21 protein-coding genes are annotated in these 21,919 nt (G+C 73.6%); 10 read left to right on the plus strand and 11 right to left on the minus strand.

Annotated elements, in window-relative coordinates:
- The first annotated feature begins 22 nt into the window (after positions 1 to 22).
- The gene (locus ACZ5NH_RS15680) at positions 23 to 427 is read left to right on the plus strand and encodes a CBS domain-containing protein (protein WP_388623160.1); all 405 of its coding nucleotides are present in this window, start codon (positions 23 to 25) and stop codon (positions 425 to 427) included.
- Between the two features lie 73 nt (positions 428 to 500).
- Positions 501 to 788, plus strand: coding sequence for an SCO5918 family protein (locus ACZ5NH_RS15685; RefSeq protein WP_388623157.1), 288 nt, complete (start codon positions 501 to 503; stop codon positions 786 to 788).
- Positions 789 to 857: 69 nt separating this feature from the next.
- On the opposite strand, the gene ACZ5NH_RS15690 is transcribed toward ACZ5NH_RS15685, so the two are convergent.
- The 3 genes from ACZ5NH_RS15690 to ACZ5NH_RS15700 form a co-directional block, all read right to left on the minus strand.
- Complete coding sequence (locus ACZ5NH_RS15690) at positions 858 to 1,367, minus strand: DinB family protein (RefSeq protein WP_388623154.1); 510 nt, start codon at positions 1,365 to 1,367, stop codon at positions 858 to 860.
- Positions 1,368 to 1,441: 74 nt separating this feature from the next.
- A complete protein-coding gene (locus tag ACZ5NH_RS15695; protein WP_468775567.1) occupies positions 1,442 to 2,455 on the minus strand; it encodes a M56 family metallopeptidase in 1,014 nt (337 codons plus the stop codon).
- A 3-nt stretch (positions 2,456 to 2,458) separates the two neighbouring features.
- Positions 2,459 to 2,869, minus strand: coding sequence for a BlaI/MecI/CopY family transcriptional regulator (locus tag ACZ5NH_RS15700; protein WP_388623148.1), 411 nt, complete (start codon positions 2,867 to 2,869; stop codon positions 2,459 to 2,461).
- Positions 2,870 to 3,047: 178 nt separating this feature from the next.
- Between ACZ5NH_RS15700 and ACZ5NH_RS15705 the strand changes: the two genes are divergently transcribed.
- From ACZ5NH_RS15705 to ACZ5NH_RS15725, 5 genes are all read left to right on the plus strand, one after another.
- A complete protein-coding gene (locus ACZ5NH_RS15705; protein WP_468775570.1) occupies positions 3,048 to 4,412 on the plus strand; it encodes a glycosyltransferase in 1,365 nt (454 codons plus the stop codon).
- Positions 4,412 to 5,194, plus strand: a complete 783-nt coding sequence (locus ACZ5NH_RS15710) for a polysaccharide deacetylase family protein (RefSeq protein ID WP_468775572.1) — start codon at positions 4,412 to 4,414, stop codon at positions 5,192 to 5,194. Before ACZ5NH_RS15705 ends, ACZ5NH_RS15710 begins: the two co-directional genes overlap by 1 nt.
- 153 nt (positions 5,195 to 5,347) lie before the next feature.
- The gene (locus tag ACZ5NH_RS15715) at positions 5,348 to 5,953 is read left to right on the plus strand and encodes a phosphatase PAP2 family protein (RefSeq protein ID WP_388623139.1); all 606 of its coding nucleotides are present in this window, start codon (positions 5,348 to 5,350) and stop codon (positions 5,951 to 5,953) included.
- Between the two features lie 739 nt (positions 5,954 to 6,692).
- On the plus strand, positions 6,693 to 7,358 hold the full coding sequence (locus ACZ5NH_RS15720; RefSeq protein WP_468775574.1) for a response regulator transcription factor: 666 nt from the start codon (positions 6,693 to 6,695) through the stop codon (positions 7,356 to 7,358).
- A 26-nt stretch (positions 7,359 to 7,384) separates the two neighbouring features.
- Positions 7,385 to 8,740 carry a sensor histidine kinase gene (locus ACZ5NH_RS15725; RefSeq protein WP_468775576.1) on the plus strand — a complete coding sequence of 452 codons (1,356 nt, stop codon included), beginning with the start codon at positions 7,385 to 7,387 and terminating at the stop codon, positions 8,738 to 8,740.
- Here ACZ5NH_RS15725 and ACZ5NH_RS15730 read toward each other — a convergent pair.
- Positions 8,721 to 9,536, minus strand: coding sequence for a TrmB family transcriptional regulator (locus ACZ5NH_RS15730; protein WP_388623132.1), 816 nt, complete (start codon positions 9,534 to 9,536; stop codon positions 8,721 to 8,723). The two genes, ACZ5NH_RS15725 and ACZ5NH_RS15730, sit on opposite strands and share 20 nt — an antisense overlap.
- A gap of 246 nt (positions 9,537 to 9,782) precedes the next feature.
- On the opposite strand from ACZ5NH_RS15730, the gene ACZ5NH_RS15735 reads away from it, so the two are divergent.
- Complete coding sequence (locus tag ACZ5NH_RS15735; RefSeq protein WP_388623129.1) at positions 9,783 to 11,045, plus strand: S53 family peptidase; 1,263 nt, start codon at positions 9,783 to 9,785, stop codon at positions 11,043 to 11,045.
- A 75-nt stretch (positions 11,046 to 11,120) separates the two neighbouring features.
- Here the strand turns inward: ACZ5NH_RS15735 and ACZ5NH_RS15740 are convergent, their stop codons facing one another.
- The 5 genes from ACZ5NH_RS15740 to ACZ5NH_RS15760 form a co-directional block, all read right to left on the minus strand.
- Positions 11,121 to 11,480, minus strand: a complete 360-nt coding sequence (locus tag ACZ5NH_RS15740; protein ID WP_468775579.1) for a PASTA domain-containing protein — start codon at positions 11,478 to 11,480, stop codon at positions 11,121 to 11,123.
- A 168-nt stretch (positions 11,481 to 11,648) separates the two neighbouring features.
- Positions 11,649 to 13,910 (minus strand): transglycosylase domain-containing protein, encoded by a 2,262-nt coding sequence (locus ACZ5NH_RS15745; RefSeq protein ID WP_468775581.1) that lies wholly within the window; start codon positions 13,908 to 13,910, stop codon positions 11,649 to 11,651.
- Positions 13,911 to 13,930: 20 nt separating this feature from the next.
- Entirely contained in the window at positions 13,931 to 16,315 is a 2,385-nt protein-coding gene (locus tag ACZ5NH_RS15750) for a bifunctional polysaccharide deacetylase/glycosyltransferase family 2 protein (protein ID WP_468775583.1), read from the minus strand.
- A gap of 14 nt (positions 16,316 to 16,329) precedes the next feature.
- Complete coding sequence (locus ACZ5NH_RS15755; protein WP_468775584.1) at positions 16,330 to 16,986, minus strand: hypothetical protein; 657 nt, start codon at positions 16,984 to 16,986, stop codon at positions 16,330 to 16,332.
- Between the two features lie 98 nt (positions 16,987 to 17,084).
- Positions 17,085 to 17,549 carry a DUF1877 family protein gene (locus tag ACZ5NH_RS15760; protein WP_468775585.1) on the minus strand — a complete coding sequence of 155 codons (465 nt, stop codon included), beginning with the start codon at positions 17,547 to 17,549 and terminating at the stop codon, positions 17,085 to 17,087.
- A 407-nt stretch (positions 17,550 to 17,956) separates the two neighbouring features.
- Between ACZ5NH_RS15760 and ACZ5NH_RS15765 the strand changes: the two genes are divergently transcribed.
- Together ACZ5NH_RS15765 and ACZ5NH_RS15770 are read left to right on the plus strand one after the other, a co-directional pair.
- Complete coding sequence (locus ACZ5NH_RS15765; protein ID WP_450981413.1) at positions 17,957 to 18,589, plus strand: RNA polymerase sigma factor; 633 nt, start codon at positions 17,957 to 17,959, stop codon at positions 18,587 to 18,589.
- A gap of 55 nt (positions 18,590 to 18,644) precedes the next feature.
- A complete protein-coding gene (locus ACZ5NH_RS15770) occupies positions 18,645 to 19,448 on the plus strand; it encodes a hypothetical protein (protein WP_468775587.1) in 804 nt (267 codons plus the stop codon).
- A 64-nt stretch (positions 19,449 to 19,512) separates the two neighbouring features.
- On the opposite strand, the gene ACZ5NH_RS15775 is transcribed toward ACZ5NH_RS15770, so the two are convergent.
- Positions 19,513 to 20,709, minus strand: coding sequence for an NAD(P)/FAD-dependent oxidoreductase (locus ACZ5NH_RS15775; RefSeq protein ID WP_468775589.1), 1,197 nt, complete (start codon positions 20,707 to 20,709; stop codon positions 19,513 to 19,515).
- A gap of 116 nt (positions 20,710 to 20,825) precedes the next feature.
- Entirely contained in the window at positions 20,826 to 21,770 is a 945-nt protein-coding gene (gene sigJ, locus ACZ5NH_RS15780; RefSeq protein WP_468775591.1) for an RNA polymerase sigma factor SigJ, read from the minus strand.
- Positions 21,771 to 21,919: the final 149 nt, after the last annotated feature.

A 21,919-nucleotide genomic window follows, 5' to 3' on the forward strand; every position in this document is an offset into this window, starting at 1 on the left:
CGACGAAGAGGAGAAGCGCCTGATGCCGATTCCGCCCCGAACACGACAGGCCGACGGCGCCGAAGGCACCGGTCTGACCGCACGTGACGCCATGCATGGTCCCGGGCCCCAGGTGGACGACCACATGGCCGTGGACGTGGCGCTGTCCGTGCTCATCGGCGCCCGCGTCCCGCACCTGCTCCTCCGCGACGAGGACGGGCGGTGCGCGGGTCTGGTCACGCGGTCCCAACTCGCCGCGCACCGCGGCGGCACGTGGTACCGCGACGGGACGCGGCTGCGGGACATCCCGCTCGACCGCGGACCGTTCACCTCGTCCATGGCCGTGCTCGGCGAGGCGGAAGCCGCAATGCGCGGCCGGAACCTGGACGTGTCCCCCGTCATCGACGAGCACGGATACGCCCTGGGCGTCCTCGCCCTCACGCCCTGACCTTCGTCCAGCCGCCGTGGCGCGGTCGAGTCGACTCCCCCGGTGTTTTCCCCACCCCCCTGTGGAGGCATCCATGCGCTGTGTCATCGCCAGATTCCCGTTCGACCTGATCAAGAGTGAGGTCGAGCAGTCCATGAGCGGCATCACGCCGGAACCCGTCACCGGCGTGTCCGTGACCATCGGCCGCCGTGTCTACCCCGTGATGCAGGTCGGGCAGGTGATCACCCGGCTGGACCGCCGCGACTTCACCACGATCGAGATGCGGCGGGCCCTGACCCGGCTCGGCTTCACCTGCCACGACGCGCGCCCGGCCACGCCGGCCCCGGACGCGCAGGCCGACGAGCGTGCGCTCGGCTGGTGAAGCCGCACCCGCCCGTCACCGGCTCCATGAAGCGGGCCCCGGTCGCAGACTGGGGCCCGCTTCAGTGAGTCAGGCCCCCACCGTGCCGTCCACGCCCTCGCGGAGGAAGTCCGCGTGGCCGTTGTGGCGGCCGTACTCCAGGATCATGTGGAGCATCACCATCCGCAGGGACACGTCCTCGCCCCAGCGCGGCTGGTACCCGGCGAGGTCCAGGGACCCGGCCTCGCGCTCGATACGGCGCGAGTGCTCGACCTCGGCCTGCCACACCGCGAACGCCTCCTCGGCGCTCGCGCCCGTGGTGTCGTAGGCGGCCTGGAAGTCGAACTCCTTGTCCGACCAGAGCATCGGGGCGGCGTTGTCGTCGAACACCCGGCGGAACCAGGCGCGTTCGACCTCGGCCAGGTGCCGGACCAGGGCGAGCAGGGACAGGGTCGACGGCGGGCTCGACCGCTCCTTGAGCTGTTCCTCCGTCAGACCCTCGCACTTCATCGCCAGGGTCGCCCGGTGGAAGTCCAGGAACGCCCGCAGCGTCTCGCGCTCCGTACCGAAAAGGGGCGGGCCTATGCGTTCGACGGTCACGCTGGGTTCCTCTCGTGGGTGCCGTGGGCGTCGAACGTATCGCGCCGCGCGGCCGCCGGAGCACGGCCGCGGGTCTACGAGCGGTGTTCGCCGAACTCGCCGCGGTGGTACGGGCCGCAGCAGAAGCCGGGGCCGTGCCGGTGGTCATCCGCCGGTGGTGCGGTCGTGGTGGCCGACAGTGCCGCGCACTGCGCTCGAATCGCGCTGTCGACCATGCGATCGCTGTCGGAGGCGGCGTTGGCCAGGCTGGCGCAGCACACGGTCAGCAACAGGGCGCCGGCCAGGAAGGGCGACGCCCGGCGGGCGGGCGGCGGGGCCAGCAGGGCCCGTACCCGCTGGGGCACTTCCCCGCCGGTGGCGGCAAGGGCGGGGCGGGACGCGCCCGCGGCGGCGAGGGCGGCGCGGCCGACCGCGCGGGCCACCGCCGCCCGGTCGCCGACCCGGGCGGCGGCGTCCTCGTCGGCCCAGCGTTCCAGGACGAAGGCACCGGTGTGAGCCAAGGGGCGCAGCAGCGGGTTCAGGGCGGACGTGAGCCGCCACAGGCTCAGGAACAGGTGGTGTCTGCCGCGCAGATGGGCCCGCTCGTGCGCCAGCAGGGCCGCGCGCTCGTCATCGCCGAGACAGCACAACATGCCACGGGAGACCACGATCCGTCCCGGCCCGCCGGGCAGGGCGAAGGCCAGCGGAGCGTCGTCGTCGAGCACGGCCAGTTCCACGTCCCCGGGCAGCGCGGCGCACTCCCGCCGGGCGCGGACGACCTGGCGGACCTGGCGGAATGTGGCGACGCCCAGCGAGACGACGCTCGCGGCCAGGACGAGCGCGCTGACGGCCGCGACGACGAGGTAGACCGGGTCCTCGGCGCGCAGTGCGCTCGCGGACCAGTGGCCCTCGGCCGCGACCTGGGGAATCTGCGCGATGCCGGTGAAGGCGAGCAGCGTGAGTGAGCCGGTCCAGCCGACCGCCGTGACGAGCGCGGCGCAGGCCAGGGCCCAGGCGGCGGGGCGCGGGGTGAGCCGACGGGCGAGGCGCGGTGCGAGCAGCGTGAGCACGGCCGTGACGACGAACGGGACGTAGACGCTGATCAGCACGAGTCACCGCTTCCCGTCGGAGCGCTCGTCCCGTGCCTCGTGCCCGGCCAGCAGCTGGTGCAGCAACTGCTCGTCCTCCGTGGAGAGTTCGGACACGAAGCGGGTCAGCACCGCCTCGCGGTCCGAACCCTCCTCCAGCAGCGACCGCATGCGCCGGGCCGTGTGCGACGCCTCGTCCCGGACCGGCGCGTAGGCGTATCCGCGGCCCTCCCGGTGCCGGACGAGCATGCCCTTGTCGTGGAGACGGGACAGGATCGTCAGGACCGTGGTGTACGCCAGGCCGCCGGGCAGCCGCTGCAGGACCTGGCGCGCGGTCAGGGGGCCGTCGGCGGCCCACAGCGCGGCCAGCACGTCGTTCTCCAGCTCGCCGCGCGCCCGCCGGCCCGGATTCTCCCGGTTGTTCGGGTCGCTCACGTCCGTCCTTCCCCGGCCCTTCCCGGCCTTTCGTTCGGACAGGCTACCCGGCCATCTCCTACCAGTTGTAGGAGGTATGCTCCGGGCTTCGACAGGCATCTACTACATCTTGTAGATCCGCTAGCTCTCCCGACGCCCGGAGGACCAGCCCATGCCGTATGCCGGACGCACTCTCCCCATGCCCGCACTCGCGGGCGCCGTACCGCGCCCGCAAGGCGTGGCCGCTCCCTCCCGCCGGGTCGCGATCATCTCCGCGAGCGTCGGCGCGGGGCATGACGGCGCCGCCACCGAACTCGCCCGCCGCCTCGTCGAAGACGGCTTCACCGTCGACCGGCACGACCTGCTGGACCTGCTGCCCGCCGGGCTCGGCCGCGCCGTCCAGCGGGGCTACCACCGGCTGCTCGTCCGGGCACCGTGGGCCTACCAGCGGATCTATGCCGGCACCGAGCGCGCCGGAGGCGGCGGCCCGGCGGCGCGCGCCCTGCTGCGCTCCGCCGAGAACCGGGTGCTGCGCGCCCTCGCCCCGGGCACCGGCGCGGTCGTGTCCACCTACCCAGGAGCCAGCCGGGTGCTCGGCAACCTGCGCCGCTCCGGACGGCTGACCGTCCCGGTCCTGACCTACCTGACGGACTTCTCGGTGCATCCCCTGTGGGTGGCGGACGGCGTGGACGTCCACCTCGCCGCCCACGCCGTCCCCGGCGCCCAGGCCCGTGCCGTCGGCGCCCGGGATGTACGCGTGTGCGGGCCGGTCACCGATCCCCGGTTCAGGCCCGGGGACAGCCAGGAGCGCGAGCGCGCACGGGCCCGGTTCGGGCTGCCGGCGCACAGCCCGCTCGCCCTGCTGGTGGCCGGCTCCTGGGGCGTCGGACCGGTCCGCACGGTGGCCCGGGAGGTGCGCGACTGCGGCGCCGCCGTGCCCGTCGTCGTCTGCGGCCGGAACGAGGCCCTGGCCGAGCAGCTGCGCGCCGACGGCATCGAGCACGTCCACGGCTGGATGGACGACATGCCCGGCCTGATGCGCGCCGCAGACGTCCTCGTGCAGAACGCCGGCGGACTCACCTCCCTGGAGGCGTTCGCCGTGGGCCTGCCCGTCGCCAGCTACCGCTGCATTCCCGGCCACGGGCTGACCAACGCCGCCGCCCTGGACGAGGCCGGCGCCGCGGCGTGGATCCGCGAGCCGGCCGACCTCGAGGCCGTACTGCAGGACCTGATCGAGGGCCCGCGAGGAAAGCTCCAGCGCGAGACGGGCCTCGCCCTGTTCGCCGCGACGCCGGACCGGGGCCCGGCGGCCGAGATAGCACGGGTGTACCAGGCGGCCGGGCTGCCGGGGCCCGGCCACCGGCCCCCCTGCCGCCGTCGGCGCACCCCTCCGGGGCGCCTCGCCGCCACGGTCGCCGTAGCGTGCGCCGTGTGGGCGTGCGCCGTCGGTACGGGGATCGCGACGGCGTACGAGGGCCCCGGGCTGGCACGTGCGATCAGCCACGGCCTCGATCCGGACGACCGCGCCCCGCAGCACGCCCCCCAGCCGGAAGGGAACCACTGATGACCGCCGCCCGTACCCTGCGCACGGCCGCCCTGGCCGCCCTGCCCGTGCTCGCCACGCACGCCGCGCCCGTCGTCTCCACGTTCGGGCCGCTGCGCAACCGCGCCCTTCCCCGCCTCTCGGGCCGCGGCCGCCCGGACCACGTCGCCCTGACCTTCGACGACGGACCCGACCCCGTCTCCACCCCGCACTTCCTGCGCCTGCTCGCCGCGCGCGAGGTGCACGCCACCTTCTTCCTGCTCGGGGTGCAGGCGCGCCGTTCACCGGGTCTGGTGCGCGAGATCGCCGCGGCCGGCCATGAGATCGGCATTCACGGCTGGCTGCACCGCCCGCTGCTCCTGCGCGGCCCACGTGCCACCTACGACGACTTCGCCCGCGCCCGCGACACCGTCGCCGCGATCACCGGGCGGCAGCCCACGCTGTTCCGGCCGCCGTACGGCGTCATGTCGGCCGGCGCCCATCTGGCGGCCCACCGGCTCGGCCTCACGCCCGTCCTGTGGACCTGCTGGGGGGAGGACTGGACGGCGCGGGCCACCACAGAGTCCGTCCACCGCACCGTCACCCGCGATCTGGACGGCGGCGGAACGATCCTGCTGCACGACTCCGACTGCACCTCCGCCCCGGGCGCCTGGCACTCGGCGCTCGGCGCCCTGCCCCGCATCCTCGACAGCTGCGCGGAGCGGGGCTTCGAGGTCGGGCGGCTGCGTGACCACGGATGGCCTGCGCGTGGTGCGCGTCACCCGGGAACGTTCCCCGGGCGCCGTTCGTCTACAGTTCCGTAGACCGTCTACTTCGCTGTAGTCAACTGTTGCCGGGCGTTCACTCCCGCCCGGTCCGCAGGGAAGGCCCCCACCCATGCCCCATCCGCCGCAGCCGGCTCCCCAGCCCCCCGTCCACGTGTTCTTCCGGGGCGCCGACGCGACGGGAGGGAACCAGTGATCCTGGCCGTCGACGGGTCCTCCGTCGACGGCTCCGTCTACTCGGACGTGGTCCGTCTCGCACAGCACTCGCCCGGCTGGCTGGACGACACGGTCTCGGCCTGGTCGACGTACGGGCTCGCGGTGTTCGCCGTCCTGGCGGCCCTCGGCTGGTGGCGGGCCCGGCACACCGGTGCCACCGCCGCGGTGATCGCGCTGGTGGTGCCGGTGGTCGTGGTCCTGGCGTACGGCGTGGACGCCGTGCTGAAGCTGGCGGTGCGGGAGGACCGGCCGTGCCAGAGCCTGCACATGAGGACGCTGGAGGCGTGTCCGGCGCCGGGCGACTGGTCCTTCCCCAGCAACCACGCGGCCATCGCCGCCGCCGCTGCCGTGGCCCTGGTGTTCGTCTCGCGCCGTCTGGGAGCGGTCGCCGTCGTGGCCGCACTGGCGATGGGAGTCTCCCGGGTGTGGGTCGGCGCACACTATCCGCACGACGTCCTGGCCGGCCTCGTCGTCGGCGCGCTGGTGGCCTTCGGGGCGATGTCCGCGGCGCGACGGCAGGCGGGAACCCTGGCACGATGGCTCACCGCCAGGCGCCTGGGCGCCCTTCTGGTGACCCCATGAGCAGTGACACCGGCACCGGTGGCCGACGGCGCGCAGGTGGCGGGCGGTGCGCTGGTGCGCCGCTGGTGCGCTGGTGGCCGGTGGTGCTGGTGGCCGGTGCGCCGGGAGCGCCGTAGGCCCCGGTGGTGCGCCGGGAGCGCCGGTGGCCGGCGAGCGGTCCGCCGATGACGGACGGCGGGCGGTCCGCCGATGACGAACGGGCCGACGGCTGTCGCAGCGTCCCGGGCGGCCCGGTGGCTGCCGCGTCGTCCCGGACGGCAGGCGGTCGCCGGTGTCGGACGGCGGCGGTCCGCCGATGATGGATGACAGGCGGTCCGCCGATGACGGAAGGCCCGGTGGCTGCCGCATCATCCCGAGCGGCCCGGCGGCTGCCGCGTCGTCCCGGACGGCAGGCGGTCCGCCGATGATGGACGGCAAGCTGTCCGCCGATAATGGACGGCAGGCGGTCCGCCGAGACGGAAGGCCCGGTGGCTGCCGCATCATCCCGAGCGGCCCCGCGGCTGGTGCGTCGTCCCGGACGGCGGCCGGTCGCCGGTGTTGGACAGCGGCTGTCCGCCGACGATGGACGGCAGGCGGTCCACCGACGATGGATGGCAGGTAGTCCGCCGATGATGGATGGCTCGGCGGCTGTCGCGTCGGCCCGGAGGGCCCCGTGGCTGTCGCGTCGGTCCTGACGGCCCGGCGGCCGCCGCGGCGGCCCTGACACGTACGACTCCGACCGGAAGGCCTCTGGAGCATCATGCGCCTCAAGATCCTTGTCGTCGAGGACGATCACGCCCTGCGGGACGTACTGCGCCGGGGCCTGTCCGACGAGGACTTCGAGCCGGTCCTGGCCGCCGACGGCGCCACCGCCCTGCGGCTGGCCACCGCCGACATCGCAGCGGCCGTCCTCGACGTCGGCCTGCCCGACGCGGACGGCCGGGACGTGTGCCAGGCGCTGCGGGCCAACGGCTTCCTCGCCCCCGTGATCTTCCTGACCGCCCGGCACCACCTCAACGACCGGCTGTCCGGCTTCTCCGCCGGCGGGGACGACTACCTGCCCAAGCCCTTCCACCTCGCGGAACTCGCCGCCAGGCTGAGAGCCGCCCTCAGACGGACCGCCGCGCCGGCGACGGTGGCCACCGCCGGGGACCTGGTCCTGGACGCGGTGCACCACAGCATGACCGTGCACGGTGCCCGCACCGCCCTGTCCCCGACCGAGTTCCGGCTGCTCGCCACGCTCGTCGCCGCCGACGGGGGCCTCGTGCGCCGCCGCGACCTGGTGCGGGCCGGCTGGCCCGAGGGAGCGCAGGTCAGCGACAACACCCTCGACCAGTACCTGAGCCGACTGCGCCGCAAGCTGCGCGAGGCGGGCAGCGGCCTCACCCTCGGTACGGCGCGCGGGATCGGACACCGTCTGTCATGAACCGTGCCTTCCGTCACCTCCGCCGTATGGCCCCCCGCACCCTGCGCGGCCGGCTCTCGCTCGCGGCGCTGACAGCCACCGCCCTGCTGATGACGATCCTGACGGTGGTGTTCAACGCCGTCATGGACCGTCACCTGCAGCACCAGGCCGACGACGAACTGCGCAACCGCGCGGCGGCGGTGGCCACGACCGTCGACACGAACGGCCCCCGGGTACGCGTCCTGGAGACCGTCAACGACCGCCTCCTCGACGCGAACGTGTGGATCTACGCCGGACCCCGCCTGCTGGAGAAGCCGCCGTCCGCCAGGGCCGGCAGCCCGCTGACCCGGGGCGCCCACCGGCTGGCCGAGCGGCCCGGGCACGCCTGCGCGACCGTCCACACCCACGGCCACCCGCCCATCAGGCTGTGCTCCCAGCCCCTCCCCGGTCGGCATTCACGGGCCACCGTCGTCACCGCCCTGGATCTCGCTCCGTACCGCGGCTCGGCCGACACCCTGCTGCTGGGGTCACTGATCCTCGACGCCGTGATGCTCGGCTGCACCTACGCCCTCACCCGACTCTCCGTCAGCCGGGCCCTGCGCCCGGTGCGGACGATGACCGACCAGGCCACCCAGTGGAGCGCCATCGGCTCCGACGAGCGCTTCGGCACGGCGGACCATCCGGCCGAACTCGCCCGCCTCGGCGCATCGCTGGACCAGCTCCTGGACCGCACCCGCACCGTGCTGCGCCATGAACAGCAGCTGACGGGAGAGCTGTCCCACGAACTGCGCACCCCGCTCACCCGGATCATCATGGAGCTCGACTGGTGGCGGAGCCGCCCCCGCACGGACGCCGAGACCCGTGCCGCGCAGGAAGTGATCTCCGAGGCCGCCCAGTCCATGCGCACGATCTGCGACACGCTGCTGAACGACGCCCGCGAGAACGCGCTGAACCCGGCGACGACCCCGGGGACGACCGATGTCGTGCCCGTCCTGGACCGGCTGCTCCAGCACCTCGACACGCCGGACCGGGTGAAGACCGCGGTCGAGGCGGAAGCACCGGTGCTGGAGGCAGGGGTCGCCCCCGCGCTCCTCGAACGCATCCTCAGTCCCCTGCTCGCCAACGCCGCCCGCTACGCCCGCTCCCGGGTGACCGTGTCCGCGGTGCGCGTGCCCGGCGTCGTGCGGATCGACGTCGCCGACGACGGTCCCGGCGTGCCGGAGGCGTTCGTGGCCGAGCTGTTCCAGCCCGGCCGACGCGCCGACTCGGGCGACGGCCACGACGGCGCGGGCCTTGGGCTGCCGCTGGCCCGACGCCTGGCCCGGGCCGTCGGGGGCGAGGTGTCGTACGCCCCCGGACCCGCGCCCGGGGCGAGGTTCACGGTCAGCCTGCCCGCCGGGTGACGGGTGTGGCGTTCGTCCACACCGTGTGGAAAGCCAGGCGCAGACAGGCCGCGAGGGCCGGGTGCTCGATGAAGAGGGTGGTGGTGGAGTCGGCGCCGGCCACGGGGTCGGGCATGTCGCACAGGACGAGGGAAGCGTCGGCGATGACGAGCTTCAGTGGGAGTTCGGGGGCGAAGCGGGCCTCCTCGCCCGCCGCGGCGAAGCGCCGTACGTGTTCCACCTGCTCGGGGTCGGCCAGGGCGTCGTCGAGGTAGATCGCGCGGACCGTGCCGCCCGAGTGGTGGAGTCGGTCGACCACCGCCAGGCCGTCCGTGTTCTCGGTGGGGGCGACGAACGGCGGTTTGCAGAAGGTGAGCAGTTCGTGCCGTGCCTGCCGCTGGATGTCGGCGAAGCGTTCGGCGATCGCCTTCGGGTCGCGCAGGATCTCGATGTAGTCCAGCGGGTCGGTGTGCTCCCGGCCCTGGGACCACAGGGGCTGGAGGATGCCGGCCAAGTCCTGGGAGACCCGGTCCAGTCGGTCGATCGTCTCCCGCTGCGCGGCCATCAGGCGGGCGAGGGCCAGCTCGGGCGTGACGGCGGAGTACGTGGCCACCCGGCCGGGGTGGGTGGTCGCCAGCCGCCGCCGTACGAGGGCGTCGAGCACGTCGTACACACGTTGGCGCGGTACGTCGGCCTCCCGGGCCACCTCGGCGGCCGTGTAAGAACCACGCCTGATGAGGGTCAGGTAGACCCGCGCCTCGTACCGGGCCAGGCCCAGCGACATCAGGTCGTTGATGGTTCCGTCTTCAAGCTCCATGGCTGCACAACGTACCGGTCGACGCCGAGAGTTGAGTCCAAGGATTTTACCAACTGGCTCTGTTCTCTTCAGCAAAGTGTCCATAGCCTCATCAGTAGCCACCACTGACCAGGGTGGCAGCATCAGCAGGATGCCCGAACCGGCTCCACCCGGCCACCCCCAACGGAAAGCGGTTGTCATGAACCTGATAACGCAGCCTCCGGCCGCCGTCGTGGAGCCACCCATCCCCCCACGGAGGGCAGTTCATTGCAGTCTCATCGCAGAAGGAACCCGATACGCCGCGGCGCGCCCGCGCTCCTGTCTGCAGCAGCTCTGATCACCGGCGGCCTGGCCGTCGCCACCCAGTCGGCGGCCTTCGCCACGACCACCACCGCCGCATCGCCCGCGGCCGCCACGACCTCCACGGTGCACACCCGCTCGCTGTGTTCACAGCCCACCAGGCCCGGCTACATGGCCTGCCAGGCGGTCGTCCGCACCGACCTCACCCCGCAGAAGTCCCTGGGCCGCCACGACACCCCCAAGGGCTTCGGGCCGGCCGACCTCCAGGCCGCCTACAACCTGCCCAAGGACGGCGGCAAGGGCGCCACGGTCGCGATCGTCGACGCCAACGACGACCCGAACGCCGAGAAGGACCTGGCCGCCTACCGCTCCCAGTACGGCCTGCCGGAGTGCAGCACGAGCAACGGCTGCTTCAAGAAGACCGACCAGGACGGCGGCACCAACTACCCGGCGCCCGACTCCGGTTGGGCGGGCGAGATCTCCCTCGACGTCGACATGGTCAGCGCGGCCTGCCCGCAGTGCAAGATCCTGCTCGTCGAGGCCAAGTCGGCCAGCATGGACGACCTCGGCGCGGCCGTGAACCAGGCGGTCAAGCAGGGCGCCAAGTACGTTTCCAACAGCTACGGCGGCGGTGAGGAGGCCGCCGACACCAAGGCCGACGACCAGTACTTCAAGCACCCCGGCGTCGCCATCACCGTCAGCTCCGGCGACAGCGGCTACGGCACCGAGTACCCGGCCGCCTCGCAGTACGTGACGGCCGTCGGCGGCACCTCGCTCAAGAAGGACAGCAGCACCCGCGGCTGGTCCGAGTCCGTGTGGGGCGCCTCCGCCGGCGGCGACGGAGCGGGCTCGGGCTGCTCGCAGTTCGACGCCAAGCCGTCCTGGCAGAAGGACACCGGCTGCGCCAAGCGCGCCGTCGCCGACGTCGCGGCCGTCGCCGACCCGGCCACCGGTCTCGCCGTCTACGACACCTACCAGGCGAGCGGCTGGAACGTGTACGGCGGCACCAGCGCCTCCGCGCCGTTCATCGCCGGCGTCTACGCCCTCGCGGGCGCCCCGGGCTCCGGTGACGTCCCGGCGTCCTACCCCTACGCCCACCCGGACAAGCTGAACGACGTCACCGACGGCGCCAACGGATCCTGCGGCACCTACCTGTGCAAGGCAGGCAAGGGCTACGACGGCCCGACGGGCCTCGGCACCCCGAACGGCGTGGCGGCCTTCACCAAGTAGAGATACAGCGCAGACGTTCTCCTTCGCCCCGCCGGTTGCCCGGCGGGGCGAAGTGCTGTGCGGCGCCCTCTTCGGCTAGAGCAGGTGGCCGTGATGACGCTCGCGCCACGTCGGCTTGCCCACGCCGAGCACGAGCGTCTGCTTCACTCCGAGCCGCGCACCCGCCTTCACCGACTGGTCGTTCACGTCCCAGTTCGACGCCACCAGCACCACCACATGGTTTCCGTCATCCGCCCGCAGCTCGATCCGGCTCTTCGGCACACCGAGCTTCTCCAACTGCTCCTCGGCGTTCTCGGCGTTCTTCCCGACCAGATCGGGCATCGTCACCGGGGCTGTCGCGACCGGCGTGGGCGCGCCCTTCCCGAAAGCGCCGCACCCGGCCAGCGCCGGCACCACCGCGAGTGTGAGCGCCGCACCCCAGACGTACTTCCTCATGCTCTACTCCTGGGCTTCGCGGTTCCGCCCCTGCGCCAGCAGCACACAGGCAACCCACAGCAGGGCGCACCCGGCACGCAACCAGCCTCCGGACCCTACACCTCACCGCGCCCGTGGCCTCAGCGGGAGCTGCCCTCCGGAGCCATCGGCACGCCTGCCCTTCCGATGTCAACGGCACTTGTGCGCATGGCACTTGGGGCCGGGGGCGGGACCCGGACCGGGGGTCGTGGTGCCGGGCCTTCGCTTGCCCGGGGTGCCGGTGTGCTTGGCCGGGGGGTGGGTGGGCTTGGGGGAGGGAGAGGGGACGCCGGGCTCGTCGCTGCCGTGGCCCAGGGGGGCCGGGGTGGGGAAGGGGAGGTCGGGGAGGCCGGAGAGGGCGTCGTGCATGTACCGGGTCCAGATCTCGGTCGGGATGTCTCCGCCGAACACCTTCTGCAGGCCGCCGACGCCGGCCAGGGACTGGAGCTGGGGGTGCGCCGGGTCCTCTTTGAAGAGGACGACCGACGTGGCCAGTTGGCGGGTGTAGCCGATGAACCAGGCCGAGCGGTAGTCGTCGGTGGTGCCGGTCTTGCCCGCCGCCGTACGGCCGAGGGCCTGGGCCCTGGTGCCGGTGCCCCGGGCGATGACGCCCCTGAGGACGTCGGTCACGTTGTCGGCGACCGGTGCGGGCAGGGCCCGTACGGGGGCGGGGGTCGTGAAGCCGGGCAGGACCGCGCCGTCGTGGGTCACCTTGGTCACCGAGTACGGCGTGGCCTGCATCCCGGAGGCGGCGAAGGTCGCGTAGGCGCCCGCCATGCGGATGGCGCTCGGGGTGGAGGTGCCGATGTAGAAGCCGGCGCTGGGCGCGGCGAGGCTCTCCGGGCGCAGGCCCACGGTCTTCGCCGTGCGGGCCACGTCGGCGTAGCCGACGTCCTCGCCCAGCTGCACGTACGGCGTGTTGACCGACTGCTCCATCGCCGTGCGCAGGGAGATGTACCCCCAGCGGTGCGTGGTGTCGTTGTGCTGGTGGAGGAGGCCGGTGGGGTCCTTGTCGTCGGTGACGTAGTTGCCCTGCTGGTCCTTGATCTGGATGCCGTCGTCGCCGTCGAACTTGCTGGCCGGGGTGATCGGCGCCGGAGGCGTGCCCGGTTTCAGGACGGCCCCGTACTGGAGCGCGGAGGCGAGGACGAGCGGTTTGAAGGTCGACCCCACCGGGACTCCGGAGGTGTCGGCGTTGTCCGAGTAGTGGGCCTGCTGGTAGCCGGGGCCGCCGTAGACGGCCAGGATCCGGCCGGTCGCCGGGTCCACCGAGGCGGCGCCGACCTGGACATTGCGGTCGGCGGCCCGGTGGGCGGGGTCGAGGCGCTCCGCGCGCACCTTCGCCACGGCCTCGGCGAGTTCCGCCGTCCGCTTGCGGTCGAAGGTGGTGTGGATCTGGTAACCGCCCCGGCTCAGGCCACTGTCGGTGATGGAGGGGTCGTGGGCCTGGGCGTACGAGCGGGCCAGCTGGACCAGATAGCCGGTCTGGCCGGTGAGCCCGGACCCGGGGGCCCACTTCCTGGGCGTCGGGAAGCCGGCCGCCGCGATGCGGGCGCGCTGCTCCTGCGTCAGCTTGCCCGTCGTGACCATCCGGTCGAGCACCCAGGACCAGCGGGCCTGCGCCCGGGCCCGGGCGCGGGGGTCGGCGTCGGCGTACTGGAAGAGGCTCGGCTCGTTGACCGCGGCGGCGAGGAACGCGCCCTGGCTCACGTTCAGCTTCTCGACCGGGAGGCCGTAGTACACGCGGGCGGCGGCCTGGATGCCGTTGGCCTGGCGGCCGAAGTAGCAGGTGTTCAGATAGCCCTGGAGGATCTGCTGCTTGCTCATGCTCGCGCCGATCTTGGCGGAGATCAGCAGTTCCTTGAACTTGCGGGAGAGCGTCTGCGACTGGTCGAGGTAGGTGTTCTTGACGAACTGCTGGGTGATCGTCGAGCCGGACTGGACGGAGCCGCCCTCGGCCATGTGCACGAGGGCGCGCGCGATGCCCTGCGGGTCGATGCCCGGGTCGGTGTAGAAGGAGGCGTTCTCGGCGGCGATGAAGTCCCCCTGCACATCGGCGGGGACCTGCGCCAGGGTGACGTTCTCCCGGTTGACGCTGCCGTCGGTCGCCAGCACGGTGCCGTCGGACCAGTAGTAGACGTTGTTCTGGAGCAGCGCCTTGGGGTTCGGGTCGGGGATGGTGACCGTGGCGTAGGCGTACCCGACGGCCGCGGCCACTGCGCCGACGCAGAGCAGGAACGACGCGAGCACCTGGCGCCACGACGGCAGCCAGCGGCGCGGGCCCGTGCGGCCCGCCCTGGGATAGTCGATCCAACGTTTCTGCAGGCCGCTACGGCGCCGCCTGCTGCGGCCGACCGCCGCACGGCTGCCGGAGCTGCTGCGCTGCGGCTGTCGGCGCCGGGTTCCGCTCATGGGCTCGGATCACTTTCCTTTCAGGACCACTGGGTGGTGTCGTGGGGGACGGGCTGCTGCCGGTGGCCGGCCTGGGGCGCGGGCCGGGGAGGACCCCCGTACGGCTCCGGCTGTGGGAGGGAGCCGTAGGGTGCGGGCTGCGGGACGGCCGCGTACGTTCCGGGACCGGGGACGGCCCCGTACGGGTCCGGCTGTTCAGGGGCGGCGGAGCGGCCTTCCCCGGACGGACCGGTGGCCGCCGGGGCCGACGCCAGGCTGCCGTAGCGCTCCATGCGCTGCCAGCGCAGGCGGGAGCCGGACACGGCGGTGAAGACGGACTGGATCACCACCAGGTACATCAGCTGCCGGTAGACGAACTGCTGCAGCGGCAGGCTCCACAGCGGGCCGGGGCGTTCGCCGTCCAGGCGGAAGGCGTACAGGCCCATGCCGAGTTGCAGCAGCAGGAAGGCCAGCCACAGGCCGGCGATCCGCAGCGGGTCGAGGAAGACCAGGCCGTACAGGGCGAAGATGTCCACGGCCGGCGCGAGCAGGGGCAGCAGCACCTGGAAGAGCAGGAGATAGAGCAGGCCCCGGCGGCCCAGTTTGCCGGCGGCGCCGCGCTGCACCAGCGCGCCGCGGTGCTTCCACATCGCCTGCAGGGTGCCGTAGCACCAGCGGTACCGCTGCCGCCACAGGGCGTTCAGGGACGCGGGCGCCTCGGTCCAGGCCACCGCGCCCTCCTCGTACACCACGCGCCAGCCGTCGCGGCACAGCGCCATGGTGAGGTCGGTGTCCTCGGCGAGGGTGGCGTCGCTGACGCCGCCGAGGGCGAGCAGCGCCCGGCGGCGGAAGGCGCCGACCGCTCCGGGCACGGTCGGCATGCACTCGGCGAGGTCGAACAGCCGGCGGTCGAGGTTGAAGCCGACCACGTACTCGATGTGCTGCCAACGGCCCAGCAGACCACCGCGGTTGACGACCTTGGCGTTGCCCGAGACGGCGCCCGCCCGGGGGTCGGCGAAGGGCTGCACGAGGGCGCGGACAGTGCCGGGTTCGAAGACCGTGTCGCCGTCGACCATGACCACCAGGTCGCAGGAGGCCGCGGCGAGCCCGGTGTTGAGCGCGGCCGGTTTGCCCGCGTTCTCCTGCCGGATCACCCGCACCCCGGGCAGCCGGAGCGACTCCACCAGGTCGGCGGTGCCGTCGGTGGAGCCGTCGTCCACCACGACGACCTCCACCGGATGGTCGGAGGCGACCAGGGAGCGCACGGCCGCCTCGATCCCGGCGCTCTCGTTGTACGCGGGGACGATGACGCTGACCGGCTCGGTCACCGGCGGCCCCCAGGAGCGGCCCCGGCGCCCGGTCCGCAGCTTTCGGTGCCGGCGGGCCGCGATCAGCACGACCGCCGCGCGCAGCACGCTGATCGCTCCGGCCGCGGTCATCAGCGCGCCCAGCAGCCATACGATCCAGTCGCCGGTCCGCAGCACCGCGATGAGGGCCATGCCCTGGAGGTGGTCGCCGAGGCCGGCGCGCTGGACGGGACCGGCCATGCCGACCGCCGCGCCGACGGTCGTGAACCGGAAGCCGTGTGCCTTGAGCCGCGGGATCAGGGCGTTCAGGGCGGCGACGGTCTGGGAGCGGTCACCGCCGCCGTCGTGCATCAGCACGATCTGCCCGGCGTGGCCGTGCGGGGTCGCGTTCGCGAGGATGCGGGCGGTGCCGGGGCGCTGCCAGTCCTCGGCGTCCTGGGTGGTGAGCACCGTGACGTAGCCCGCCTGGTCGGCCTGCTTCAGGACGGACCAGTCGGCGTCGTCCAGTGCGGCGTTCTCCGAGGAGTACGGCGGTCTCAGCAGCGCGGTGGTGACCCCGGCCGCGCCGGCCACCGCGAGCTGTGTCTCGCGCAGTTCCAGGGAGCGCTGCCACGGGGCGAGGCGGGACAGGTCGGGGTGGGTGAAGGTGTGGATGCCGATCTGGTGGCCGTCGGCGATCATCCGGCGGACCAGCTCCGGGTGGTCCACGACCTCGGTGCCGACGACGAAGAAGGTCGCGTGCACATGGTCGCGGCGCAGTACGTCGAGGATGCGCGGCGTCCAGACGGGGTCGGGGCCGTCGTCGAAGGTGAGGGCGATGGTGCGGTCCGCGACCTGGACGGTCTGCGCGGAGGCGGCGGCGTTCGCGATCACCGGGCCGCCGTGGACCACCCGGCCGGGCACGGCGTCGCTCCGGCCGCGGGCACCGGTCACGTCGTCCTGGCTGATCCCGAACATGTGGTGGGTGTAGCCCTGGAGCAGGAGGGCCGTCGACAGGGTCACCGCGAGCACGCTCAGCAGGAGCCAGTGGGTGCGCGGTGTGATCTGGCCGGTGCGGTCGCGGCGGCGGACGGGGGTCTTGCGGCGGGAGGGGGCGGTGCGGTGCCGTCGGTCTGTCACGTCAGGGCCTTGGATCACTTCACGGGCTTGTGGGACGTGCCGAGGGCGCGGCCCTTCGAGGTGCGGGGGCGGGCCGGGATGGCGGAGGTGGCCCTGGTCGGCGCCGCGGCGGGCCCGGCCGCGGGGGCGGCCTGGGCTGCCGTCCGGCCGGACGTCGTCCTGTGCGTCCTGGGTCCGGGGTTCGCGTGCGGCGCCGCACGGCCGGTGCCGGAGGGGGCGTCGGAGCCGGTCACGCGGGCGGTGGCCGGGTGCGTGGCGTCCGGCTGCGGAACGAACGGGGCGCTGACGCTCGGGCCGCCCAGCAGGGTGCCGACCAGCAGCACGACATAGCCGCCGGCGGGGATCATCAGCAGCCGGGCGGCGCGCAGCACGCGGCGCTGGCGGCGGCCCGAGGCGTCCACGAAGACCGGCCGCACCGGCTCGCTCGCCGGTGACTCCGGTTCCGTGTCCCGGCCCCGCTCCGTCTCCCAGGTCGGTGCGGACTCCCAGTCCGGTTCCGGCACGAAAGGCACGGGGTACGGGTCGGACGGCGCCTGGTGCGCGGCGGCCCGGGGCAGCGTGGCCGTGTCGGTGTGGGCGCCGTCGCCCTCGTGCCCGGGGGCATACGCGTTCCCCACACCGCCGTACGGCTCCTCGCCGTACGTTCTGCCGCTTTCGTCCGTCCACCGCACGAGTCGTGTCCCCTGTCCTGGCCGACCGGCGTGGTCGTCCGCATGGACAGAGCGCGGCGGCCCGGAACTGTTACACCTCACTCCTCAGCAGCCACTCCTCACTCCTCGGGCAGCCACTTCACCACCGCGTCCCCGCGCTCGGCCGTGTGCGAGTAGAACGCCTTCAGTTCCTGGTGCGCCGCCGCGAACGCACGCCAGGTCTCTGGCTCCGCCCGCACGCCGCCGTAGCGCGGCAGCAGCGCGTCCCGGGCGAAGTGCCACAGGGCGTCGAAGTCGGCCATCGCCAGGAACCCGGAGACCCGGCGGGTCTGGGCCGCCGTCAGCACCAGCAGCGGTGGTTTGTGCCGGTCGACGCGGAACACCGGCCGGCCGCCGAGCACCACCTGGCTCTGAGGCCGGTCCTGGGCGAGGGGGTGGTGCGGGGAAGCGCCGGCGTAGATGCGCTCCTGGTCGCGGTAGCGGCGGACGGTCTCCGAGTCGTCCTCGAAGCTCCGTTCGAGCCAGGTCGAGCTGTTGCGCAGTGCCGGCGACGGCACTGCGCGCAGACGGAGGTACGCGCTCATGCCCCAAGGAGCGCACGCGGCCGCCGAAGCATCACGCCACCGATGTACCGGGCGCGGGGCGGCCGGGCCCTGTGCAGTGGTCGGGGCCCTGGCCGCCCCATCCCTCTCCGGGCCGCCCAGGGGGGAGTAGCGGACGACACGGAGAGGGGTCCGGGGGCGGGCTGCGGCACCGGCGCGGGCGAGCGGCCGGGCCCGCGCGGTACCGCACCCGGCACTCCCCCAGCGCGCGGCCCGCGGGAAACGTCACGCGGGCCGCGACCGCGGGTCACCGGCGGCTGCGTGAAGGGCTCCCGGCGCGTTGTGACATTTCTGTGAGCTCAGGCGCTGGTAACTGTGGGGCCGTCGGTGCGGCAGGGACGCGGTGGACGGCATAAGCTCGCTATGAACCGGCGCGAACGAGGACAATCTTGGGCCAGGTACGGCAACCCCGGCGCGTACAGGCGTACGACGGGGAACTCGGCGCGGCGGTCGCACGGGCCCAGGAGGGCGACGAGGCCGCCTTCGCGGTCGCCTACCGGTTCGTACAGCCCGGTCTGCTCGGCTATCTGCACGGCATCGTCGGCGACGACGCCGAGGACGTGGCCGCCGACGCCTGGCTGGAGATAGCCCGCGACCTCGGCCGGTTCAAGGGCGACGGTGCCGGTTTCCGCGGCTGGACCGCGACCATCGCCCGGCACCGGGCGCTGGACCATCTGCGCCGCCAGCGGGTGCGGCCCCGGGCGGGCGGGACCGAGCAGGACGTGCTGGACCTGCCCGGTCCGCACAGCACCCATGAGCAGGCCCTGGAGTCCATGTCCACCGAGCGGGCCCTGGAACTGGTCCGCGGACTGCCCCGGGACCAGGCCGAGGCCGTGCTCCTGCGGGTCGTGGTCGGCCTCGACGGTCCCGCCGCCGCACGCGTCCTCGGCAAGCGCCCCGGAGCGGTGCGGACAGCGGCTCACCGAGGCCTGAAACGCCTCGCGCGCCAGCTCGGCATCGGCGGTGAGGCGGAGATGGGTGTGACGGATGGGGCTTCCCGAACGCTGGGGGAGTCGACATGAAACACCGAACGAAACGAAACGGCCGGACAGGAACGGACGGGAACGGAAAACGGACATGGGTGAACGGCTGAGCGGCGACGGAGTCCAGGGCCGTCGACGCGTGCGGCCCGGCGCCGTGTCCGGTGCGCCGGGTCCGGCCCAGGCCGCCGCGCTGGAAACAGCGCTGGCCACCGTCCTGCGCGCCGGTGATCTCGACCCACGGGCCGAGCAGCGGGCCGTGGCCGCGTTCCGGGACGCGCATGCCACGGGCGCGCACCGCGCACGCAGCCGGCGGCGGGACGACTGGCGGCCGGCCGCGGAGCGGCGGCTCCGGCGCCCGGTGAAGATGACGTTCGGCGTGGTCTTCGCCAGCCTCACCCTGGGTGGTGTCGCCGTCGCGGCCATCGGTTCCGCCGGCTCTTCGACGGGCGGTACCGCCTCCGGACCGCACGCGCATCCGTCGGCGGCCGCCCCGCAGCGGCCGGGCGGTACGGCGTCGGCGGCGCCCTCCGCCGGCTCCTGGCCGGGGGACCGCCCGCCGTCCGCGAAGGACACCGAGGCCCACTGCCGTGCCTACGAGCAGGTCCAGGCCCGGGGCAAAGCCCTCGACTCGAGAACCTGGCAGCGGCTCGTCACGGCCGCCGGCGGCAGGGACGAGGTCGCCGCGTACTGCTCCGACCAGCTCGCGCGGGCGACCGCCGAGCCGGGCAAGCCGGTCGGCACCGGCAAGTCCGGCAAAAGCGCCGGGGGCACCGGCAAGGGCACGACGGGCAAGGCCGGCACCTCGGGCAACGGGACATCCGGCAACAGCTCCGGCGGCACGGGCGACTCCGCCGGGAAAGGCCGGGCAGGCAGCGGCCGGAGCGGCGGGAAACACTAGCCACGTGCACGCCGGTGCGGACCACGTCCCTGCCGCCAGGGAGCGTGGGCGGGTGTGACGGGGGTCAGGCCGATGCCGTGGCCTCCGCGCTCACCCGGGCCGGCTCCGGTACGACGCGGCGCCGCCGGGTCGGCATCCCGAACATCGGGTTGGCGACGCTCCAGGCCGCTCCCTTGCAGACCAGCTCCTTGTAGCGGGCGGCGAGCCGTCCCGTCAGGGCCGCCCGGACGGCTCGGTCGTCTGCGGTGACGTACTGGATCAGGCCTTCCCCGCGGCCCAGCGAGATGCACTGGTTGAAGTAGCGGATCGGCACCTTCGGCAACCTGCCGCCGGTCAGGCGGGCCACGACGGCCTCGGCGGCCTGCCACGCGGTGAAGCCGCCCGAGGCGCACGACATCCGCAGCGGCTTGTCACCGGGACCCATCGCCATGGCCGCGTCGCCGATGGCGTACACGTCCGGATGCGAGACGGAGCGCATGGTCCGGTCGACCACGATCTGCCCCTCGCCGGTGACCTCCAGGGTGGTGGCCGCGGCGATCGGGTGCACGGCGAAACCGGCGGTCCACACGGTGACCGCGGCCGGGACGGCCGTGCCGTCGGCGAGGGTGACATGGTCGGCCTCGACGGCGGTGACGGCGGCGTGCTCGTGCACGGTGATGCCCAGCCTGCCGAAGACCTTCCGCAGGTGCCCGCGGCCCTTCGGGGACAGCCAGTCGCCGAGGCCGGCGCGGGCGACGAGGGCGACGTCGAGGTCCGGCCGGGCCTCGGCGATCTCGGTCGCGGCCTCCACGCCGGTGAGGCCGCCGCCGACGACGACCACGGGCCGTCCGGCGCCCAGGGCGGCCAGCCGCTCGCGCAGCCGGAGCGCGCCGGGGCGGCTCGCGAGCTGCTCGGCGTGCTCGGCGGTGCCGGGGACGCCCTGGTCGTTCCAGCCGCTGCCGAGGGCGTACACGAGGGTGTCGTACGCCAGTTCCCGGGGGCCGTCCGCGCCGGTGACGGCGACGGTCCTGCGGTCCACGTCCACGCCGGTGACCCTGCCGAGCCTCAGTTCGACGCCGGTGCCCGCGAACATCCCGGCCAGGGGCCGGGGCTTGAGGGACTGGCCGACCGCGAGCTGGTGCAGGCGGACGCGTTCCACGAAGTCGGGCTCGGGGTTGACGAGGGTGATGGCGACGTCTTCGGGGCGCAGCCGCCTGGCGAGGCGCCCGGCGGCGACGGCTCCGGTGTATCCCGCTCCGAGGACGACGATGCGGTGCTGCATTTCACGGCTCCTGTCTGCTGCTGCCTTCAGCCGCTGCCTTCAGCGGATTCGCCCCTTGAACCGGGCGGCCCGCCGATTCCTGACAGGAGTCGGGTGTGAACCGGATCACATGCGGATCAGTAGAGGCTGAGCAGGGGTTCGCCGTGGTCGGCGGCGGCCCACCGCCGGCTCGCGCGCTCCAGCTTGTCGGGGTTGACCTGGTTGCGGAACGCGGCGATGCCCTCGGCGGTGATCTCCAGGCACATGACGCCGATGACCCGGCCGCCGACGACCGCCACGACGGCGGGGCCGCCGTTGGCGGTCGTGACGTACAGCTCGGACGACCCGCCGACGAGGCGGCGCTTGGCCTCGCTGGGCTTGAACAGACCCCGCATGAACGTCGCAACCGCGCGGGCACCCTCGAACGCCTTGGCGCGGGCCGGGACCTTCCCGCCGCCGTCGCCGATCGCCACGGCGTCCTGGGTGAGCAGCCGCACCAGCGGCTCGGTCCTGCCGCTGGTGGCCGCCGCGAGGAACTCCTCGACGACCCGCCGGGCGGCGGCCAGGTCGATCTCGGTACGTGCCCTGCCGTCGGCGACGTGCTTCCTGGCCCGGTGGAAGATCTGCTGGCTGGCGGCCTCGGTGAGGTCGAGGATCCCGGCGATCTCCCGGTGCGGGTAGCCGAAGGCCTCCCGCAGCACATACACCGCCCGCTCGTTGGGGGTGAGCCGCTCCAGCAGGGCGAGGACCGCGTACGACACCGATTCGCGCTGTTCGACGGTGTCGGCCGGCCCGAGCATCGGGTCCCCGGCGAGCAGCGGCTCGGGCAGCCACTGCCCCACATAGGTCTCGCGCCGCGCGCGGGCCGAGGAGAGCTGGTTGAGACACAGGTTGGTGAGCACCTTGGTCAGCCAGGCCTCGGGCACCTCGACCCGCTCCACATCAGCGGACTGCCAGCGCAGAAACGTCTCCTGCACGGCGTCCTCGGCCTCGCTCGCCGACCCCAGCAGCCGATAGGCGATGGCCTCCAGCCGGGGCCTGGCCGCCTCGAACCGGTCCACGTCGCTCACGGTCAGAGCCATGCCCGGGATCCTAGCCCGCGCGCCGCGGGCGGGCCGCCGCATTACGGCGCCGGATCCCTGCGCACCCCCCGGGCCCGACGGGACCCGGGGGTTGCGGACCGCGAACCGCCTCGCCGGCTGGCGGGCGGTGTGTGCGTCGGGCGTGGGCG

The sequence above is a fragment of the Streptomyces sp. NPDC031426 genome, assembly GCF_055581585.1.

Excerpts from the sequence above, each read along its gene's own strand:
- ACZ5NH_RS15680 (WP_388623160.1), top strand. The coding sequence starts at position 23 with ATGCCGATTCCGCCCCGAACACGACAGGCCGACGGCGCCGAAGGCACC.
- ACZ5NH_RS15685 (WP_388623157.1), top strand. The coding sequence starts at position 501 with ATGCGCTGTGTCATCGCCAGATTCCCGTTCGACCTGATCAAGAGTGAG.
- ACZ5NH_RS15705 (WP_468775570.1), top strand. The coding sequence starts at position 3,048 with ATGCCCGCACTCGCGGGCGCCGTACCGCGCCCGCAAGGCGTGGCCGCT.
- ACZ5NH_RS15710 (WP_468775572.1), top strand. The coding sequence starts at position 4,412 with ATGACCGCCGCCCGTACCCTGCGCACGGCCGCCCTGGCCGCCCTGCCC.
- ACZ5NH_RS15720 (WP_468775574.1), top strand. The coding sequence starts at position 6,693 with ATGCGCCTCAAGATCCTTGTCGTCGAGGACGATCACGCCCTGCGGGAC.
- ACZ5NH_RS15725 (WP_468775576.1), top strand. The coding sequence starts at position 7,385 with ATGGCCCCCCGCACCCTGCGCGGCCGGCTCTCGCTCGCGGCGCTGACA.
- ACZ5NH_RS15730 (WP_388623132.1), bottom strand. The coding sequence starts at position 9,536 with ATGGAGCTTGAAGACGGAACCATCAACGACCTGATGTCGCTGGGCCTG.
- ACZ5NH_RS15740 (WP_468775579.1), bottom strand. The coding sequence starts at position 11,480 with ATGAGGAAGTACGTCTGGGGTGCGGCGCTCACACTCGCGGTGGTGCCG.
- ACZ5NH_RS15745 (WP_468775581.1), bottom strand. The coding sequence starts at position 13,910 with ATGAGCGGAACCCGGCGCCGACAGCCGCAGCGCAGCAGCTCCGGCAGC.
- ACZ5NH_RS15760 (WP_468775585.1), bottom strand. The coding sequence starts at position 17,549 with ATGAGCGCGTACCTCCGTCTGCGCGCAGTGCCGTCGCCGGCACTGCGC.
- ACZ5NH_RS15770 (WP_468775587.1), top strand. The coding sequence starts at position 18,645 with ATGGGTGAACGGCTGAGCGGCGACGGAGTCCAGGGCCGTCGACGCGTG.
- ACZ5NH_RS15775 (WP_468775589.1), bottom strand. The coding sequence starts at position 20,709 with ATGCAGCACCGCATCGTCGTCCTCGGAGCGGGATACACCGGAGCCGTC.
- sigJ (WP_468775591.1), bottom strand. The coding sequence starts at position 21,770 with ATGGCTCTGACCGTGAGCGACGTGGACCGGTTCGAGGCGGCCAGGCCC.